17 protein-coding genes are annotated in these 18,798 nt (G+C 58.0%); 15 read left to right on the forward strand and 2 right to left on the reverse strand.

Going from position 1 to position 18,798, the window contains the following annotated elements; all coding sequences use genetic code 11:
• Positions 1 to 281: 281 nt before the first annotated feature.
• The gene (locus tag IE151_RS04575) at positions 282 to 1,655 is read right to left on the reverse strand and encodes a cytochrome P450 (protein WP_189488391.1); all 1,374 of its coding nucleotides are present in this window, start codon (positions 1,653 to 1,655) and stop codon (positions 282 to 284) included.
• A gap of 246 nt (positions 1,656 to 1,901) precedes the next feature.
• On the opposite strand from IE151_RS04575, the gene gyrB reads away from it, so the two are divergent.
• Positions 1,902 to 4,349, forward strand: a complete 2,448-nt coding sequence (gene gyrB / locus IE151_RS04580) for a DNA topoisomerase (ATP-hydrolyzing) subunit B (RefSeq protein ID WP_189488394.1) — start codon at positions 1,902 to 1,904, stop codon at positions 4,347 to 4,349.
• A 106-nt stretch (positions 4,350 to 4,455) separates the two neighbouring features.
• Here the strand turns inward: gyrB and IE151_RS04585 are convergent, their stop codons facing one another.
• A complete protein-coding gene (locus tag IE151_RS04585) occupies positions 4,456 to 5,295 on the reverse strand; it encodes a GntR family transcriptional regulator (RefSeq protein ID WP_189488396.1) in 840 nt (279 codons plus the stop codon).
• Between the two features lie 381 nt (positions 5,296 to 5,676).
• On the opposite strand from IE151_RS04585, the gene IE151_RS04590 reads away from it, so the two are divergent.
• The 14 genes from IE151_RS04590 (at position 5,677) to IE151_RS04655 (ending at position 18,768) form a co-directional block, all read left to right on the forward strand.
• Positions 5,677 to 6,345: an isochorismatase family protein gene (locus IE151_RS04590; RefSeq protein WP_189488398.1), complete on the forward strand. Its 669-nt coding sequence runs from the start codon at positions 5,677 to 5,679 to the stop codon at positions 6,343 to 6,345.
• A 6-nt stretch (positions 6,346 to 6,351) separates the two neighbouring features.
• Positions 6,352 to 7,272, forward strand: a complete 921-nt coding sequence (locus IE151_RS04595; protein ID WP_189488400.1) for a polysaccharide deacetylase family protein — start codon at positions 6,352 to 6,354, stop codon at positions 7,270 to 7,272.
• A 14-nt stretch (positions 7,273 to 7,286) separates the two neighbouring features.
• Positions 7,287 to 8,228, forward strand: coding sequence for a polysaccharide deacetylase family protein (locus IE151_RS04600; protein WP_189488402.1), 942 nt, complete (start codon positions 7,287 to 7,289; stop codon positions 8,226 to 8,228).
• Entirely contained in the window at positions 8,225 to 9,649 is a 1,425-nt protein-coding gene (gene leuC / locus IE151_RS04605; protein WP_189488404.1) for a 3-isopropylmalate dehydratase large subunit, read from the forward strand. The genes IE151_RS04600 and leuC overlap by 4 nt, the downstream gene beginning before the upstream one ends.
• On the forward strand, positions 9,646 to 10,263 hold the full coding sequence (leuD, locus tag IE151_RS04610) for a 3-isopropylmalate dehydratase small subunit (protein WP_189488406.1): 618 nt from the start codon (positions 9,646 to 9,648) through the stop codon (positions 10,261 to 10,263). The genes leuC and leuD overlap by 4 nt, the downstream gene beginning before the upstream one ends.
• A gap of 55 nt (positions 10,264 to 10,318) precedes the next feature.
• The gene (locus IE151_RS04615; RefSeq protein WP_189488408.1) at positions 10,319 to 11,530 is read left to right on the forward strand and encodes an ABC transporter substrate-binding protein; all 1,212 of its coding nucleotides are present in this window, start codon (positions 10,319 to 10,321) and stop codon (positions 11,528 to 11,530) included.
• Between the two features lie 66 nt (positions 11,531 to 11,596).
• On the forward strand, positions 11,597 to 12,466 hold the full coding sequence (locus IE151_RS04620; protein ID WP_189488411.1) for a branched-chain amino acid ABC transporter permease: 870 nt from the start codon (positions 11,597 to 11,599) through the stop codon (positions 12,464 to 12,466).
• On the forward strand, positions 12,463 to 13,452 hold the full coding sequence (locus IE151_RS04625; protein ID WP_210310859.1) for a branched-chain amino acid ABC transporter permease: 990 nt from the start codon (positions 12,463 to 12,465) through the stop codon (positions 13,450 to 13,452). Before IE151_RS04620 ends, IE151_RS04625 begins: the two co-directional genes overlap by 4 nt.
• A complete protein-coding gene (locus IE151_RS04630) occupies positions 13,452 to 14,204 on the forward strand; it encodes an ABC transporter ATP-binding protein (protein WP_189489025.1) in 753 nt (250 codons plus the stop codon). Before IE151_RS04625 ends, IE151_RS04630 begins: the two co-directional genes overlap by 1 nt.
• Positions 14,197 to 14,898, forward strand: coding sequence for an ABC transporter ATP-binding protein (locus IE151_RS04635; protein WP_189488413.1), 702 nt, complete (start codon positions 14,197 to 14,199; stop codon positions 14,896 to 14,898). Before IE151_RS04630 ends, IE151_RS04635 begins: the two co-directional genes overlap by 8 nt.
• 17 nt (positions 14,899 to 14,915) lie before the next feature.
• Positions 14,916 to 16,316: an FAD-dependent oxidoreductase gene (locus IE151_RS04640; protein ID WP_189488415.1), complete on the forward strand. Its 1,401-nt coding sequence runs from the start codon at positions 14,916 to 14,918 to the stop codon at positions 16,314 to 16,316.
• A gap of 19 nt (positions 16,317 to 16,335) precedes the next feature.
• Positions 16,336 to 17,100: an aspartate/glutamate racemase family protein gene (locus IE151_RS04645; RefSeq protein WP_189488418.1), complete on the forward strand. Its 765-nt coding sequence runs from the start codon at positions 16,336 to 16,338 to the stop codon at positions 17,098 to 17,100.
• Between the two features lie 3 nt (positions 17,101 to 17,103).
• A complete protein-coding gene (locus tag IE151_RS04650; RefSeq protein WP_189488420.1) occupies positions 17,104 to 17,880 on the forward strand; it encodes an aspartate/glutamate racemase family protein in 777 nt (258 codons plus the stop codon).
• An 18-nt stretch (positions 17,881 to 17,898) separates the two neighbouring features.
• A complete protein-coding gene (locus tag IE151_RS04655; RefSeq protein WP_189488422.1) occupies positions 17,899 to 18,768 on the forward strand; it encodes an isocitrate lyase/PEP mutase family protein in 870 nt (289 codons plus the stop codon).
• Positions 18,769 to 18,798 lie beyond the last annotated feature (30 nt).

Consider the following 18,798-nt stretch of genomic DNA (forward strand, 5'->3'; position numbering starts at 1 on the left):
GACTTCCTCATCCATCCGCATACCGAGACGGGCTTCATGTCCCCCTCGCATTCATCGCCAAACACGGGAAGGCCGATGCTTTCCAGGGATTGGCGACCACCTCCCGGCCTTTCTCCCTCGCGCGGAAATCCGCTGCGGGGCAAAGCTGCTGCTTTCGGTTTCAGGATAACGTCTACTGCCTCCCATAACAGCGAGACTGGACGCTGGAGATTTCGAACTCCTGCGGCTGTGCAATGCAAGATCCATGTCGGAAGCGATTATGCTGGCATATTATGGCGCGATCACTGACGGCGCTCGACCAGCATCGGCAGGCCGCCCTGCGGTTGTGTCGTCAGTTTCTGCACCGGCCAAGGCTTTAGCCCCGGCGTCTTCTCGAAACGGTAGCGCTTCAGGAGCAGGGCCAGGACGATAATCGCTTCCTGCATTGCAAAACTTGCCCCGATACAAACGCGCGGCCCGGCCCCGAAAGGCAGATACTGATAGCGATCAATCGTGTCGCGATTCTCAGGCAGAAAGCGCGAGGGCATGAAGGCTTCCGGCGCATCCCAAAGCTTGCGATGCCGATGCAGGGTCCATGGCATGACGAGAACCTGGGTTCCTTTCTTGATGACCAGGTCATGGTAGCGATCATCTTCGACAGGTTCGCGGTTGATCGACGGAGCAGGCGGATAAAGCCGCATGGCTTCCTCGAAAGCGGCACGGGTTCTTGGCATGTTCTCAAGCCATTTAACTGGATCGGCTTCGCGAGCCAGAACCTCATCGATCTCCGCTTCGATCTTCTCGCGCTCCCATGAGGCCTCGGCGAGCAGATAGATTGTCCACCCAAGCGCGCGGGCCGTGGTCTCGTGGCCTGCGCCGATGAAGGTGATAATATTGTCCTCGATCTCAGCGCGCGACAGTCCGTCCGGACCTTCGGCGCGCAGGAGCAGCGTCAGGAAGTCTTCCGGCACGTCCGTGCCAGCCGTCATTCTTGCCTCCCGCATCTTCACCGTGTCCGTGACGATCTGGCGGAAGAAGGCAAGCGACTTGCGGCCCCTGATGCGTGTAAGGCGAGGCATCCAGAGCGGCGCGCGCAGAATGTCTAGCGGATCGACGCGGCCCATGGTCTCGAACAGTCGATCGACCTCATGTCCGAAGCTGCCGGGCTCTCCTGCTACCTGGCCGGAGAACAGGGTCTCGGCCAGGATGTCGTAGGTCAGCATCGTCATGTCACGCGCGACATCGACGGGCCCCCGAGCATTCTCATATCGGCCGATGAAAGCATCTGTCGCACTCACCATCGCCTTGGCGAAGCCGAAAATGTGTCGTGGCGTGAAGACGGGCGCCATCGCCTTGCGCGAGCGTTTCCATACATCTCCCTCGGCCGTCAGCAAACCATCGAGCAGAATAGGGCGCAGGATGTTCTGCCGGACTGTTGCCATCTTGTAATTTCTGGCATTGTCCACCAGTACGTGGCGGACCAGTCCCGGATCGTTGACGATCAACAATGGCCCGCCGATTCCTCCCGAAATCGAGATCCAGCGTTCATTGTATGAGGGCTCACCCCATAGCTCCAGAGGGTTGCGATGCACGATCCGGATCATCTGCAAAAGCGATGGCGGCTTTTGGCGAGGGCGAGGCGCTGGCGCTATGAATGGATCTTGGTTTTCGGACATGAAGGCTCCTTGCAACAAGGATATAGTGTGCCTTTCTGGGGCTTAAAACACAGCGTGCCCCGCAAATAGCCGCCGAAACGTCGCAAACTGGGGGCAATGTCGTCTGGGACGGGTGAAAAACTTGGAAATTCTCGCGCAAACGCCTATATTTAACCTGATTTTGCGCCTGATTCGAACTCTTCTCAGGCGGCTTTCGCAAGCGCCGCTTTTTGTGCTTGCGGCTTCCTCGTTGGACAAAGGCTATTCATGAGCGATCAGACGGAAACCTCCATCGACTCCGGTGCTGAATATGGTGCGGAGTCCATCAAGGTTCTGAAAGGGCTTGATGCGGTCCGCAAACGCCCCGGCATGTATATCGGCGATACCGACGACGGGTCCGGCCTTCATCACATGGTCTATGAAGTCGTCGACAATGCCATTGACGAGGCTTTGGCCGGTCATGCCGATCTCGTCACGGTGACGCTTAATCCCGACGGCTCGATCACCGTTACCGATAATGGACGCGGGATTCCCACCGATATCCATAGGGAAGAAGGTGTTTCGGCTGCCGAAGTCATCATGACGCAGCTGCATGCGGGCGGTAAGTTCGATCAGAATTCCTACAAGGTTTCGGGTGGTCTGCACGGCGTCGGTGTCTCGGTCGTCAATGCGCTCTCGAGCTGGCTAAAGCTGCGCATTCGCCGCAACGGCAAAGTGCATGAGATTTCCTTCACGCATGGCGTAGCCGATGCCCCGCTCGCCGTAATTGGCGAATATGAGGGCCGTTCCGGCACCGAAGTCACCTTCCTGGCCTCATCCGAGACCTTCACGAAGACCGATTACGATTACGCAACGCTTGAGCATCGCCTGCGTGAGCTGGCTTTCCTGAATTCCGGTGTCCGCATTCGTCTTACGGATAAGCGCCATGCCGACGAAAAGTCGGAGGAAATGCTCTATGAAGGCGGTCTTGAGGCCTTTGTGCGCTATCTCGACCGCGCCAAGAAGCCACTTATCGAGGCTCCGGTCTATATCTCCGGCGAGCGGGATGGCATAGGCGTTGAGGCAGCGCTCTGGTGGAACGATAGCTATCATGAAAACGTGCTGTGCTTCACAAATAACATTCCGCAACGCGATGGCGGTACACACTTGGCCGGTTTTCGTGGGGCGCTGACGCGCCAGGTCACCGGCTATGGCGAGAGCTCCGGCCTGCTGAAGAAGGAGAAGGTCTCGATCACCGGCGACGACTGCCGTGAAGGTTTGAGCGCCGTCCTCTCCGTCAAGGTGCCGGATCCGAAATTCTCTTCGCAGACCAAAGACAAGCTGGTCTCTTCGGAAGTGCGTCCCGTGGTTGAAAGCTTCGTCAACGAGGCGCTCGGCACATGGCTCGAAGAACATCCGGCAGAGGCGAAAATTCTCGTCGGGAAGGTCATCGAGGCAGCCGCTGCTCGCGAAGCTGCGCGCCGCGCCCGTGAGTTGACCCGCCGCAAGGGGGCGCTGGATATCACGTCGCTTCCCGGTAAGCTCGCTGATTGCCAGGAACGCGATCCGGCCAAGTCCGAACTCTTCATCGTCGAGGGTGACTCCGCAGGCGGCTCCGCCAAGGGTGGACGTTCACGTCAGAACCAGGCGATCCTGCCGTTGCGCGGCAAAATTCTCAATGTCGAGCGCGCACGTTTCGATCGCATGCTGTCCTCGGACATGATCGGTACGATGATCACCGCACTCGGCACTTCGATCGGCAAGGATGAATTCAATGCCGACAAGCTGCGCTATCACAAGATCATCATCATGACCGACGCCGACGTCGACGGCGCCCATATTCGAACGCTGCTGCTTACCTTCTTCTTCCGTCAGATGCCGGAACTGATCGAACGTGGTCATCTCTATATTGCTCAGCCACCGCTCTATAAGGTGACGAAGGGAAAGAGCACGCAATATGTGAAGGATGAGGCAGCTTTTGAGAACTTCCTCATTTCCTCCGGCCTTGAAGACACCTCGCTCACGCTTGGTAATGGCGAAGTGCGTGCCGGTGCTGACCTGCGCGCCGTCATCGACGATGCGCTTGCCATCCGATCGCTGATGAACGGTCTGCACTCGCGCTATCCGCGTGCTGTGGTTGAGCAGGCGGCCATTGCCGGCGCTCTCGATCCCTCGCTCTTCAATGACAAGGCCAGGGCTGAAAGCGTCGCAAAGCTGGTGGCCGAGCGTCTCGATCTGATTGCGGAGGATACGGAGCGCGGTTGGATCGGGTCTCTCGTGCCGGAAGATGACGAGCGTGGCGGCTTCCTGTTCGAGCGCACACTGCGCGGCGTTCGTGAGGCGGTTATTCTCGACATGAGCCTCATTAATTCGGCAGATGCACGCGCTATTAATCGCTATGCGCCGCAGCTTATCGAAATATATGGCGAGATCCCGGTCCTGCGGCGCAAGGAGCAGTCCGAGAATATCACTGGAGCGATGGCCTTCTTGAAAGCCATCTTCGACACTGGCCGCAAGGGCCTCACCGTCCAGCGCTACAAGGGTTTGGGCGAAATGAATGCCGAACAGCTATGGGAAACCACGCTCGATCCGAATGTGCGTTCGCTCCTGCAGGTCAAGGTGGCAGATGCAGCGGATGCGGGCGATCTTTTCGCGCGCTTGATGGGTGACGAGGTGGAGCCTCGCCGTGAGTTTATCCAGCAGAATGCTCTATCCGTGGCGAATCTCGATATTTGACGCGACCGAGAATTCGGGTGACTGGGGAAAGCCGGGTTGAGTGATCAGCCCGGCTTTTTTCAGTTAAAGAGGAACTTGCGGGAGTCGCTCCAGTCAAGCGGGCGGCTCAGCTGTCATTCACACGAAACCGGTTGTCATTGCCGCGCGTCAAGGTCATGCGATACTCGAACCTGTCTGGTCTGTAGTACAAGTCAACATAATAACAGGGCGTGTTCGTCGTATCGTAGAATGTACGGCGAACTTTGAGAAGCGGACTCGCGACATGCATGCCAAGACGCTGTGCCATGATATCGTCGGCAAGCGTCGCCGTTAGGCTCTGATCGACATGGTCAATTGTTCGTCCTGCCCGTGTGATAAGGTCGATGATCGGGATACTGGTCAGGTCTTCACGATCGAAAGTGCGTCCAATCTCTTCCAGAACATAGGTAGTCGAAAGCGAGAAGGGTTTACCCTCCACGCTGCGGGAGCGAACGGCGCGCTGAACGAGTGCACCCGGCGCAATCTGCATCTGCACGGCCACCGGGTCAGGCGCGGGCACGAAGTCAAACTCGAAGACGATGACTTCCGAGCGTTTACCTATTCGCTCCAGATTGGCCATCAGGCCTTCCATTCCTGCAATAATCGGTGCATCGCCAAGCTCAACGAGCGGGCGCTGTGACACGCGGGTTCCGCGTCCGCGCTCCCTGTCTACGAGGCCCTCATAGGACAGCTCATCCAGCGCCCGCCGCGCTGTGATGCGGCTGACGCCGAAACGCTCCATCAACTCTGCTTCGCTCGGCAGGAGCTGTCCTGCACGATAGGTGCCGTTGAAAATGCGCTCCCGCATGAGGACGTAGATCCGGTGGTAGAGCGGGACGGGGGATTTCTCGTCACCTAGCGTAGCACGATTATGCGCGGCATTATTGAATGAGGCTGCTTCGCCAGCGGGCACTTTTCGAACTGACATGCTAGACGCATTCCTTTTCTGCTACGGAATTCCCCGGGGGTTCTTATTGTGCATCCCCGTTTGGACGCTGTCACCCGGCTGCGACGATACACGACATTCCTTTGTCTCCGGGATGGGGAATAATTTTTCCAGATGGTGATGAAGCGACTTTACAGATAAGAAAAGTCATATCAATATGACATTTCAAGTCGCCGATAAGAAGCGAAAATCTCAGCAGTCTCGAAGGCTGCATGGGAGGCTTTCAGCCTTGGTTTCACAGCGCTTGCCATGAGGGCGCTTGCGCTTTTGCGCGCACAATTTTTACGCACGTCGCAGATCGATGGATTTGTCGGCGAACGGGATTGTTTTGCCCTGATTCTTCATCAGGGCCAGGAGGTGGATTTGGAACGTTCTGATAAGACCGCACGCGAACTCTACGAGGCCATCAAAGCCAAGCCCACCCGTCCACGCTTCGGGTTCGGCAGGAAGCCTATGCTGATCAATATCGATCCGCAGAAGGCCTACACCTGCGTGGGTGAGTTCGCCACAGCCTATGAAACCGATCCCGATCAGCTCTCATATATCAACCAGCTCGCCAAGCTGGCGCGTGCGAAAAACCTCCCCGTGGTATGGACCTACGTTGCCTATATGCAGTCTGGCGAAGATTGCGGCGTGTGGGGGACGCGCACCGACACGCCCGATTCCCTTCAGAACATAAAGGTCGGTTCGCGTCGCGCCGAGTTCGATGATCGTCTGGAAATTGATGCCGTAAGGGATGTCATCATCAACAAGCGCATGGCGTCCGCCTTTCATGAAACCCATCTACAGTCGCTGATGGTCTGGCATCAGTGCGACACCGTCGTGCTGACTGGCGGGTCGACCTCCGGCTGCGTGCGCGCGACGGTCGTTGATGCGATTTCGCGCGGCTATCGCGTCATGGTTCCGGAAGAATGCGTGGCGGACAAGCATGAAAGTCCCCATTTCGCCAATCTCTATGACATTGCGATCAAATATGGCGACGTGATTCCTGTTGCCGATGCCATTGCCCATTATGAGAACTGGCAGGGGTAAGGACCAATGAGTTACGACGCCCAAAGCGATATCGGCCTCTACGATTTTATCCCCTACAATCGCAGACCCAAGATCATCTGGCCGAATAGTGCAAAGATCGCGGTCTGGATTGCGCCCAATATCGAGTTTTATGAATACGCGCCGCCGCCGAATCCGACGCGCACGCCCTGGAGCAGGCCGCTTCCCGACATTCTCGCCTATTCGCACCGTGACTATGGCAACCGGGCGGGCTGGCAGCGCATGATGAAGGCGATGGACGAAGCCGGCTTCCGTGGTTCCGTCTCGCTCAATGTCGCGCTTTGCGAGCATCACCCTGAAATTATCGAGGAATGCGCCAAGCGCGATTGGGAGTTCTTCTCACACGGCATCTATAATACCCGATACGTCTATGGGATGTCACAGGAGCAGGAACGCGAGATCATTCTCGATTCCATAGAAACCGTACGTAAGCACACGGGCCAGAAGCTGTCCGGCTGGCTTTCGCCCGCCCTCTCTAACAATCTCTGGACGATGGATCTTCTGGCCGAGCACGGCATCGAATATACTTGCGATCTCTTCCATGACGATCAGCCAATGCCGGTTAAGGTGAAGCAGGGCAAGCTGATAAGCATGCCCTATTCGCTCGATATGAACGACGTTATCGTCTACAATTCCAACCTCTATCCGCCGCGACATTATGGCGAGATGATCAAGCGGCAATTCGACCAGCTGCGCGCCGAAGGCGAAACGTCCGGCACGGTCATGTGCATTCCGCTGCATCCTTATCTGGTCGGGCAGCCGCATCGCATCGAACCCTTTGCCGAGGCTTTACGCTACATAGCGGGCCATGATGACGTGTGGCTGACGACAGGCCGCGAGATCGCTCAGCACTTTTATGAAAACAGTTACGATGCGATGGCCAACGCCATTCGTGCGGCGAGCGCGTGAAGGAGGACGATATCATGCCATTACCTGATGATTACCTCGTCTACCCTGCCCGCCGCCATGGTATGGATCATGAGCGCTATGGCTGGTCCGATCTCTTCAAGCGTCCGAAGGTCGAATGGCCTAACGGCGCCAAGATAGCGCTTTGGGTGATGCCGGCGGCTCAATGGTTCCCGCTGGATTCAAAACACAAGCCGTTCCGGGCGCCTGGCGGCCTCAGCATGCCGTTTCCCGACTACCGCTATTATACCAACCGCGATTACGGCAACCGCGTCGGCAGCTATCGTATCCTGAAAATTTTGCAGGAGCGCGGTATCAGGAGCTCGTTCGCCGTTAACGGTGTGATTGCCGAGCGCTACCCGCAGCTTGTGCAGGATATCGTGGAAGCCGGTCATGAGATCGTTGGTCATGGCCTGCATATGGACCAGCTCCATCACAGCGGTCTTTCCGGAGATGAGGAACAGACGATCATCGCGGAGTCGCTCTCGCTGCTGCGCGAGCTATCCGGGCAAGCGGTCACGGGCTGGCTATCGCCCGGCCGGGCGCAATCTTATGCCACGCCGGATATTCTCGTACGCAATGGCATCCGCTATGCCTGCGACTGGGCAAACGACGACATGCCCTACGTAATGGATACGAGCGCAGGCCAGCTTCTGGCCATGCCGCATGCCTACGAGACCGACGATCGCGTTGTCATGCTGGACTTTCATCATACGGAAACGAGCTGGGTCGAGCAGATCAAGGACCGCTTTGACGTGCTTTATCGCGAGGCCGACACCTATGGCGGGCGCATTCTTAGCCTGCCACTGCATGGTTTCGTCGCAGGTGTACCCTACCGCGCGACCTATCTGAAGGAAGTGCTCGACTACGTTCTTGGCCATGATGGCGTCTGGGTCGCATCCGGCGCCGAAATCGCAGACGCCTTTTCAGCGCAGATCAACGCGGAGCGAGCCGGATGAGCGCTGTTGCCGGCATGGCGATGTTCGACAAGATCTGGGATCGCCATGTGGTGATCGCCAAGCAAAACGGACCTTCTCTTCTCTACATTGATCGTGACATGATCCACGAGGGCTCGTTTCACGCATTCGCAGATTTGCGCAGGCGTGGCTTGAGAGTGCGAAAACCTAATCAGGTGTTCGGTACGGCAGATCACTACGCGCCGACTTCCGGCCGCGCGATCAGCGATGCTGCCACGCCACAGATCGCCCGCATGATCGAGCAGTTCGATGATAATATGCGATGGGGCGGCGTGCATCATTTCGGTCTCAGTGATCCGCGTCAGGGCATAGTGCATGTCGTCGGACCAGAACAGGGCATTACTCTGCCCGGTCTCACCATTGTCTGCAGCGATAGTCATACGTCGACACAGGGCGCGCTGGGGGCCATCGCCTTCGGCATCGGTCAGTCCGAAAATGCGCATGTCATGGCGACACAAACCTTGTGGCAGGTTCGCCCGAAGACCATGCGCATCACCATCGACGGGGTGCTGGCGCCGGGGGTGCATTCCAAGGACGTGATCCTGGCCATCATCGGCAAGATCGGCGCGGGCGGGGCGGGTGGTCATGCCATCGAATATGCTGGTAGCGCAATTCGTTCCATGTCGATCGAGCAGCGTCTGACGATTTGCAATATGTCAATTGAGGCGGCAGCGCGTTGCGGTATGGTCGCTCCCGACGACACGACGTTTGAGTATATTTACGGCCGTCCCTTCGCGCCCCGGGCAGAGGATTGGGACGATGCGCTTGCCTTTTGGCGTACGCTGCCGACCGATGAGGACGCGTCTTTCGATCGCGAAGTGGTGCTTGCCGCAGAAGACATTCAACCAATGGTCACCTGGGGCACCAGCCCGGAAGACGTATTGCCGATCTCGGCACATGTGCCGGATCCGGCAGGTCAGGCCGATGTGGAAAAGCGTGAAACCATGGCACGTGCGCTCAATTACATGGGCCTGGAGCCGGGGACGCCGCTTTCCGCCATTACGATAGACCGCGTGTTCATCGGTTCATGCACCAATGGCCGGATCGAGGATTTGCGTGCCGCTGCCGCTGTCCTGAAAGGCCAGAAAGCCAAAGTGCCGGGTTTCGTTTCGCCGGGTTCGACTGTCGTGAAGCGCGCCGCGGAAGCCGAAGGGCTGGATCGCATCTTCAAGGAGGCGGGTCTGGAATGGCGCGAATCCGGCTGCTCCATGTGTTCGGCCATGAATGGCGATCAGGTCAATTCACAAGAGCGCTGCGCTTCGACGTCAAACCGCAATTTCGTTGGTCGCCAGGGGCCGGGAGCGCGCACCCATCTGGTGAGTCCGGCGATGGCGGCAGCTGCTGCCGTTACCGGAAGGTTGACGGATGTACGCCAATTGATGAGCGGAGATCGCACGCGATGAAGGCTTTTACCAAGGAAACGGCAATGGCAGCCGTCATTCCGGGCGAAAATGTCGATACCGACCAGATTATTCCCGCCCGTTTTCTCAAGATGGATCGTGCGCAGGGCTACGGGCAATTCATGTTCCATGACCAGCGCTTCGACAAGGATGGCAAAGAGATTGCCGATTTCGTTCTGAACCGGGAGCCGTTTCGACACGCGAAGATCCTCGTCACGGATGAAAATTTCGGCTGTGGCTCCTCACGGGAGGGAGCCGTCTACGCCATGGTCGATTACGGTATCCGCGCTGTAATCGGACCAAGCTTCGGCGACATTTTCTACAATAACGCGCTGAAAAACGGGATGATTCCCGTGCGTCTTCCTGCCGGACAGGTCGATGTCCTCCGATGTCAGATCGAAAATGGACCGGTGCGCGATATTACCATCGATCTCGAAAACAGCCGTGTTGACTTGCCCGACGGCACACAAGCCCCGATCGAGATCGATCCCTTCTGGCGTGAATGCCTCCTCAGGGGCGTAGACGAGATCGAGCTGACGATGGGGTACCTGCCGCAGATCGAAGCCTTCGAGAAAGACTATCTGTCACAAATGCGTTGGATCACTACACAAGCCTGAACCGAAAACCAAAAAGGGGAATGAAATGGGAGCGAACATGAACAGGGAATTTTCGATGAATCGCCGCAGTCTCCTGAAGACCGGCGGCGCAGCGCTTGCATTGGGCATGATCGGGGCGCCGACGGTGCTGCGCGCGCAGGCACCCACGGTTAAGGTGGGCGTTCTGCAGCCGCTGACCGGTAATCTCGCTTATAATGGCACACAGGCCCGTGCTGGTGCGAAATTTGCTATTGACGCGATCAATGCGGCGGGCGGCATCAAGAGCATGGGCGGCGCGAAGCTGGAGGCCGTTGTGGCCGACGCGCAATCGCGCCCCGACGTCGCGGCTTCGGCCGTTGATACTCTGGCGCAGGCGGGCGTATGCGCCTTCATCGGTGCACAGGCAAGTTCGTTGGGGTTGGCCAGTTCCCAGGCGGCTGCACGCTACAATCTGGCGCAGGTCTTCGACATCGGTACATCCGAGCAGATCGTAGAGCGCGGTCTGAAGAACGTTTTTCGTTTCACGCCAGGCGTCAACAAATGCACTGCAACCGCGCTTGGCAATCTCAAGACACTGAACGACGCATCCGGCAACACGGTCAAGACCGCCGCCATCGTCTACGAAGACGGGCCGTTCGGCTCCGGCATGGCCAAGCTTCTCAATACCGAGTTGCCAAAAATCGGCATTGAAGTCGTTGAATCGATCAGCCACCCGACGCCGCAACGTGATTTCAACAATATCGTCCTGCGCCTGCGTGCGGCAAAGCCCGATATCATCATCCCGTCGAACTATATCAACGAATATACGCTGTTCGCCATGGCTCTGCGTCAGCAACGTATGGAAGTGAAAGCGATCTATTCGATCCTCGGCGGAGCAGCCTCGAATATCAAGTTCGTGCGCGAAAACAATGAAGCCGCGCAATATGTGATGGACTGCAATCACTGGTACGACCCGCGCAAGGAAGAATCCAAGGCGCTGGCCGCCAAGGTCGCGGAAGCGAAGATCGATCTCACCTACGACGTCATGGTCGCCTACGCTACCATCCAGCTGATCGGCGATGCGCTGGAGCGGGCCGGAAAGGATGATCGTGAAGCGATGATCGAAGCGCTTACAACGTCGACCTATGACGGCTCGATCATGCCCTACGGCCCGACCAAGTTCGTGAATGGTTCGAATGAAGGCGCTCAGCCGGTGAATACACAGATTCGCGGCGACAAGATCGAACTGGTCTTTCCCAAGGAATTTGCGACTGCCGAAGCCGTCTTCCCTATGCCTGCCCGCTCGTAAAGAACGTCGATATCGGGGCGGCAAATCGTCCCGGTATCCTTTCCCAATCATAACCAGGGATCGAGCATGTCCATTCTCATCATACCTGCCGTGCTGAACGGCTTGGCGACCGGCGCGATCTACGCGTTGATTGCGCTTGGCCTGACGCTGATCTATGGCGTTCTGCATATCATCAACTTCGCTCACGGCAGCCTGTTGATGCTTGCGCTTTATGCGGCTTTCTTCCTGCACGCGCTGTTCGGCATCGATCCCTATGTCGCGATCTTCATCGTCGTTCCCGTGTTCTTCTGCCTTGGTTACGCACTGCAACGCGGCATCATCGCCCCGTTCAGCGGCGGCAAGGAACAGAACGTACTTCTGGTCACCCTGGCGCTGGCGCTCATCATCGATAATCTGGCGCTCTATTTCTGGACCTCGAACACGCGAACCATCGACGTCGCCTATGCCTATGACATGCTGGAGATCGGTCCGGCCTTCATCCCTCTGCCGCGTGTTATCGCCTTCTTCGCCGCGTTGGGCTGCGCGCTCATGCTCTGGGTCATCATGAGCCGTACAAAAATCGGCAAGGCAATCCGCGCGGTGGCCATTGAAAAGCGCGGTGCAGAACTAGTGGGTATCGACGTTCAGAACACCTATGCGATCTGCTTCGGCATTGGCACGGCCTGCGTGGCAGTCGCCGCCTGCCTGCTGATTCCCACATTCTATGTCACTCCGCAGGTTGGCTATGCCTTCGTTCTGGTTGCCTTCACCACCGTGGTGCTCGGGGGCATGGGTAGCTTTGCAGGCGCTTTGGTTGCCGGACTTCTGCTCGGGGTGATCGAGTCGCTATGCGGCCTGTTCCTTGGGGAAAGCCTTGGCCAGATCGGCATATTCCTGACCTTCATCGTCATCCTTCTTTTCCGCCCCTCGGGCCTGTTTGGACGGAGGGTCGCATGAAGAACCTGTCGTTGGGCGAGCTTGTGCTCTATGGTGCCGTCTGTGCCTATCTCGTTGCTCTCTATATCTATCCGAACGAAGTCTTCCTCGGCTTCACGATAAACGCGCTCATCATCGTGATCCTGAGCATAGGCTGGAATCTGCTTGGTGGCTTTGCCGGCCAGATGTCGTTCGGCCACGCTGCCCTGTTTGGAAGCGGGGCCTATGCAACCGCAATCTTGCAGGTGCAGTACGGCATCAATCCGTGGATATCGGCAGTTCTTGCCATTTTCATCGCTACGCTGGTTGCGGGCTTCATAGGCGTTCTTGCGTTCCGTTATGGTCTGAAAGGCTCATATTTTGCGCTCGTCACGCTAGCTTTTGCCGAAGTGTTGCGCATTCTTGCAAGCTCGCTTGCCTTCACCGGCGGCGGCCAAGGGATTCTTGTGCCTTATGCGACTGGCGTTGCCAATTTTCAGTTCGCCGACCGGCTGAGCAATTACACCTTCGTGCTGGGCCTGGTGATAATCGCCATGCTCGTTACGGTCGCCGTCAAGCGTTCGCGTTTCGGCGCCTATCTCGTCGCCATTCGTGAAAACGAGGAGGCGGCTAAGGCTCTGGGCATCGACGTCTTCCGCACGAAAGTCCTTGCAATGATGCTTTCGGGTACAATCTCGGGTCTTGCCGGCGTTGCCTATCTGCAGACCTATCTTTTCATCGATGCGCCGGTCGGCTTTGGCTCTGCCATGTCGGTCGAAGCATTGTTGGGTCCGATTATCGGCGGTGCAGGCACGATCTGGGGACCCGTCGTCGGGACGCTTCTTCTGCATCTGATCGGTGAATCGGTAAAGCATCTGGTCAATGATGCGCCGGGCCTCAACCTCGTGCTTTACGGCGTCGTCCTTCTCGTCATCCTTCGCTATCTGCCCGATGGCATCATCGGCTTGATGCGCCGCCTGCAACCTTCCACACGCAGGAAGGCCCTCGCTGCCAGGGAGGCGAAATGATGCTGGTCGTCGAGAATCTCACCAAGCGCTATGGCGGCCTCACTGCTGTCAGGAACGCGTCTCTCAAAGTCGATGAGGGCAGGATCGTTGCGTTGATCGGACCAAACGGCGCAGGAAAGACGACGGCATTCGCGATGATTGCGGGCTTCGTCAAGCCGAACGAAGGCAGAGTTACCTTCAGCGGCCACGATATTACGGGCAAGGCCCCGCATGTCGTCTGCAATCTCGGCCTTACTCGAACCTTCCAGATCGTGCAGCCCTTCGCCGGATTGAGCGTTTTGGAGAATATTGCGGTTGGTGCCCATCTACGCCATCGCAGCCGGGCGGAGGCACTTCGTATCGCCGAAAGGATCGCTCATCAGGTTGGTATGGGCAAGATGTTGGAAACGCCGGCGCAATCGCTGACCGTCGCCGGCCGCAAGCGCCTTGAGCTGGCGCGCGCTCTGGCCACGGAAGCCAAGCTTCTATTGCTTGATGAGGTGATGGCCGGCCTCATCCCGAGCGAAATAACCGAGATTGTTGCTACGATTCGCGACATTCGCGATGCCGGCGTGACGATCCTCCTGATCGAACACGTCATGCAGGCCGTCATGAGCCTGTCGGAAGAAGCCTATGTGCTGAACCAGGGGCAGATCATCGCGCATGGTACGCCAAAACAGCTCGTCGCAGATCCAACGGTCATTGAGGCCTATCTCGGGCACGGTGCCGCCGGGCGGTTGAACGCCGGGGGAGGAGAAGCGAACCATGCTTGACATCTCCGACATCAAGGCGGGGTATGGCCCAGCCAACATCCTGCAAGGCATTTCCATGACCATGGGCAAGGGAGAGATCGTCGCTGTCCTGGGGTCGAACGGCGTCGGCAAATCGACGTTGAACAATGTGATCAGCGGCATCATCCCCGCGCGCGAGGGCTCGATCCGCTTCGAAGGGCAGGAAATCTGCGGCAGCGCGCCGCGTTCGATCGTAGAGGCAGGTATCTCACAGGTGCCGGAAGGGCGGCGGATTTTCCCGAATCTCAGCGTAAAGGAAAATCTCGAACTCGGGGCATTTCGCCGCGCCGGCGCACGCATGAAGCAGAATTTTGAGCGAATTTGCGATATTTTTCCGCGGCTGCGTGAACGCCTGAGTCAGCAGGCCGGAACCCTGTCCGGCGGCGAGCAGCAGATGCTGGCGATCGGGCGTGGCCTGATGGCCGAGCCCAAGCTTCTCATTCTCGATGAACCCTCGCTCGGTCTCTCGCCGATCATGGTCGAGGAAATGTTCAATCTCATCGAGAAGATTAATGCAGAGGGGCTGGCGATCTTGCTCGTAGAGCAGAACGTCATCCAATCGCTCGGCATTGCCAAGCGCGCCTATGTTCTGGAGCAGGGGCGTTTTGTGCTTGAGGGGCCGGCAATGGAGATGCTTGCCGACCCGCGCCTGCGCCAGACCTACCTTGGAATGTGATAGCGGAGGATTAAGCAGTGGCAGTCAAACCGGCCGAAGGGGTGGCGTTTGAGTACAATGTTCCTGTGGTCATCATTGGCGCAGGTGCTTGCGGGCTGACCGCGGCCCTTGCTGCACGCGATGGCGGCGCAGATGTGCTGGTTCTCGAACGCGATGCAAAGCCGACCGGCAGCACCTCGCTTTCCGCTGGGCTTATCCCGGCGGCGAATACACGCTACCAGCGCGAAAAAGGCATCGAAGACGATGCACGGACCTTCTTCAATGATTTGCGCGCCAAGGCGAAGGGCCAGAGCGACCCGCAGATCGTCATGACGGTCGCCAGGGCCTCGGGTGAAACCATTGACTGGCTGAGCGAAAAACATGCCATCGATTTCCATCTTGTCGAGGGGTTCTACTATCCCGGGCACAGCCGTCTGCGCATGCACGGGCCGGCCAGCCAGACGGGCGCCGATCTGGAGCAGGCGCTTCTGGTTGCAGTCGAGAATGCCGGCATAGACGTTTTGACAGAGGCTTCAGTCGAAGACGTCTATGCTTATGCCGATGGCCGTGTAACGGGTGTTGGCTTCACACGCCCGGATGGTGCTGTCGAAACTGTCGGGTGCGATACGCTGATCCTTGCCTGCAATGGTTTTGGCGGCAACCCGGAAATGGTCAAGACGTTCATTCCGGAAATGAGCAGCGCCGATTATTGCGGCCATACCTCCAACACCGGGGATGCCGTTCGGTGGGGCGAGGCGTTGGGAGCCGCGCTCGGCGACATGGCAAGCTATCAAGGGCATGGTTCGGTTGCTTACCCGCATGGGCTGCCGCTCACATGGGCGGTCATCACGCGGGGCGGCTTCCAGGTCAATATTCATGGCGAGCGCTTTGCCAATGAAATGCGCGGCTATTCCGAGCATGCAGAAGAAGTGATCCGTCAGCCGCAGCATATTGCCTGGGATATCTATGATCTGCATTGCGAAGAGTCAGCGCTAGGCTTTCACGACTATCGCGAGATCGTCAAATTGGGGGCGGTCAAGCGCGCCGACACGATCGAGGAGCTCGCATTGCTGATCGAGGTGCCTCCTGCTGCATTGAAAGAAACGCTGGAGCGAACGCAGGCTTGCGCGCGCGGTGAAGAACAAGATCCGTTCGGTCGCGATTTCACCAAAGGGTCGCCGCTGCAGGCGCCTTTCCTCGCTTGCAAGGTCAATGGCGCGCTGTTTCACACTCAAGGAGGTCTGCTCATCGACGAACAGGCACAAGTCCTTAAAAATGACGGCTCGCCATTGCCGAACCTGTTTGCAGGTGGTGGCGCCGCGCGGGGCCTCTCGGGGCCGTCATCCTGGGGGTACATGTCCGGAAACGGACTTCTGGCTGCCGCCGTTCTGGGGCGCATCGCGGGGCAATCTGCGGCCCGGCTGGCGCGAGCAAGTTGATGCATTTGGGAGAGAGACCATGAAAAAGGTGCTCGTCATTGTTCCCTTCGCCATGAGCGAAGAGGAAGTAGGACGCCGCAGGAAGCAGCTCGATGCCGTCAAACTTGGTCCCGATATCGTGTTTGAGTACCGCGCCGTGCGTTGCGGCCCGGCAAGCTATACCAGTCATCATGATTTCGCATTAGCTGATTTCTCGATCCTCGACGCGGGGCTGGATGCGCAAGCGGAAGGCTATGACGCAGTCTGCATTGATACAATGAGCGATTCCGGGCTTTCTGCATTGCGCTCCGTTCTTGACATTCCGGTGATTGGTCCGGGCCGCCATTCCATGCTGGTTGCACAGATGCTGGGCGAGAAATTCTCGATTCTCGTCATGTGGGATCGCTGGAAGCCGCTCTACGCAAAAACGCTGGGAGAACTCGGTATGCGTGACAAGTGTGTCTCCGTGCGTTCCATCGGCGTGCAGCCGGATAACAAAGCTCTGCTTGCGGGCAAGGAAGAGGTCGTGTTCCCCGCATTACTGGATGCTGCGCAGAAGTGCATCACGGAAGATGGGGCAGATGTCATTATCCTTGGCTCCACGACAATGCACGAAGCCCATGGCTATCTTGCAGAACGCCTCGACGTGCCAGTGATTAACCCAGGTCCGCTCACCTATCGTCTGGCCGAGACGGCGCTGAAGCTCAACTTGAAACATAGCCGCATCACCTATCCTGCGCCGCTATCGCCGAAGCGGAACATGATCCGCGCGATCGGTGGCGCCATGGAAGCAAAGGGAGCCTGACCCATGGCAAGGATTCTCGTAATCGTCCCCTTTGCGCTGGATGCCGAAGGCGTTGCCAATCGCCAGGCGCAGCAGAAGTATGTCAGCCTCGACGACGGCACGGAACTGACCTATCGCCCGGTGTCCTGCGGACCGACCTCCTTCATGAGTCCGCATGACTGGACGTTGATGGAGATGGCGATCTTCGAGGCGGGCCTGAGCGCCGAGCAGGACGGTTTCGATGCCGTCTGCATCGACACGATGAGTGATTCCGGCCTGCATCCGTTGCGCTCGATTCTTAACATTCCGGTCGTCTCGCCCGGCAAAGCCTCCATGCTTTATGCGCTGACGCTGGGTTCCAGTTTTTCGGTACTGGCGCAATGGGAGCCGGCACTGCCGCGCTATCGCAAAGCGATCCGCGAATATGGTTTCGAGAAACAATGTGCTTCCGTGCGCTCTTTCGACCAGCCGCCGGACTTCTCCGCACTGCTCGACGGAAAGGAAGAGACCGTGTTCCCGCGCATGCGCGACGTCGCCATGCGCTGTATCGAGGAGGATGGTGCGGAAGTCATCTGTCTAGGCTCCACCACCATGCATCAGGCCGCCAATTATCTCGCCGAGCACCTGCCCGTCCCGGTCATCAACCCTGGCCCGCTCACCTACAAGCTTGCCGAAACCTTCCTCGCGCTTGGCCTGAAGCAGGGCAGGGCGGCCTATCCGTCCCCCGTCGTTTCCAAGATAAACGAACTTCGCCTCATGATGCAGGCAGGTGCGGCAGCGGAAAACAAAGCGGCAAATTAAATGCCCAAGGAGAATGACATGAACCGTCCCACGCCGCTCGGCGAACGTCTGAAGCAGAAGGAAATTGTCGTTGCGCCCGGCGTATATGACGCATTGACGGCGTCGCTTGCTGAAGCGGCTGGTTTCGAGGCAGCCTATGTATCCGGCGCCAATATCGCCTATACCCGCCTTGGTGGCCCGGACATAGGCCTCGTCTCGATGACCGAGGTAGCCAACACGATCCAGTTGATTCGCGACCGGGTTGCTCTCAATCTGATTGTCGACGCCGATACCGGATACGGGAATGCGCTGAATACGCAACGCACCATGCGCCTGTTCGAGCGTGCGGGCGCAAATGCCATCCAGCTCGAAGATCAGACCTTTCCGAAGCGCTGTGGTCATCTGTCCGACAAGAAGGTCATTCCCGCGGCCGAGATGGCCGGAAAGATCAAGGCTGCTGCCGATGCACGCGAGAGCACCTCGACGCTGATCATCGGTCGCACTGATGCGCTCGCCATCGAGGGTTATGATGCTGCCATTGACCGTGCCGGACAATATATAGAGGCCGGAGCGGACGCGATTTTTGTAGAGGCTCCACGCTCCATGGAGCAGATGAAGGGCATTGTGGATGTTCTGGGTTCACGCGCGCCCCTGCTTGCCAACATGGTTGAGGGCGGGCGCACGCCTATCAAGGGAGCGTCGGAGCTGGAAGACATAGGCTTTTCCCTGGTGATCTTTCCGGGGGCCATCGTGCGTGCGATAGCGAAGACGGCGCAGGAGTTCTACCAGACGCTGCGCAAGGACGGCACGACGGCTGCCATGCGGGACAGAATGTTCGACTTCGATGGACTCAATGATGTCATCGGCACCGCTAAAATGCTGGAAACCGGACAGCGTTACGAAAGCTGATCTGGACTAGATCTGCCGGCCGCAGGGTCG

Source organism: Limoniibacter endophyticus (assembly GCF_014652835.1).
Classification (GTDB): Bacteria; Pseudomonadota; Alphaproteobacteria; order Rhizobiales; family Rhizobiaceae; genus Limoniibacter; species Limoniibacter endophyticus.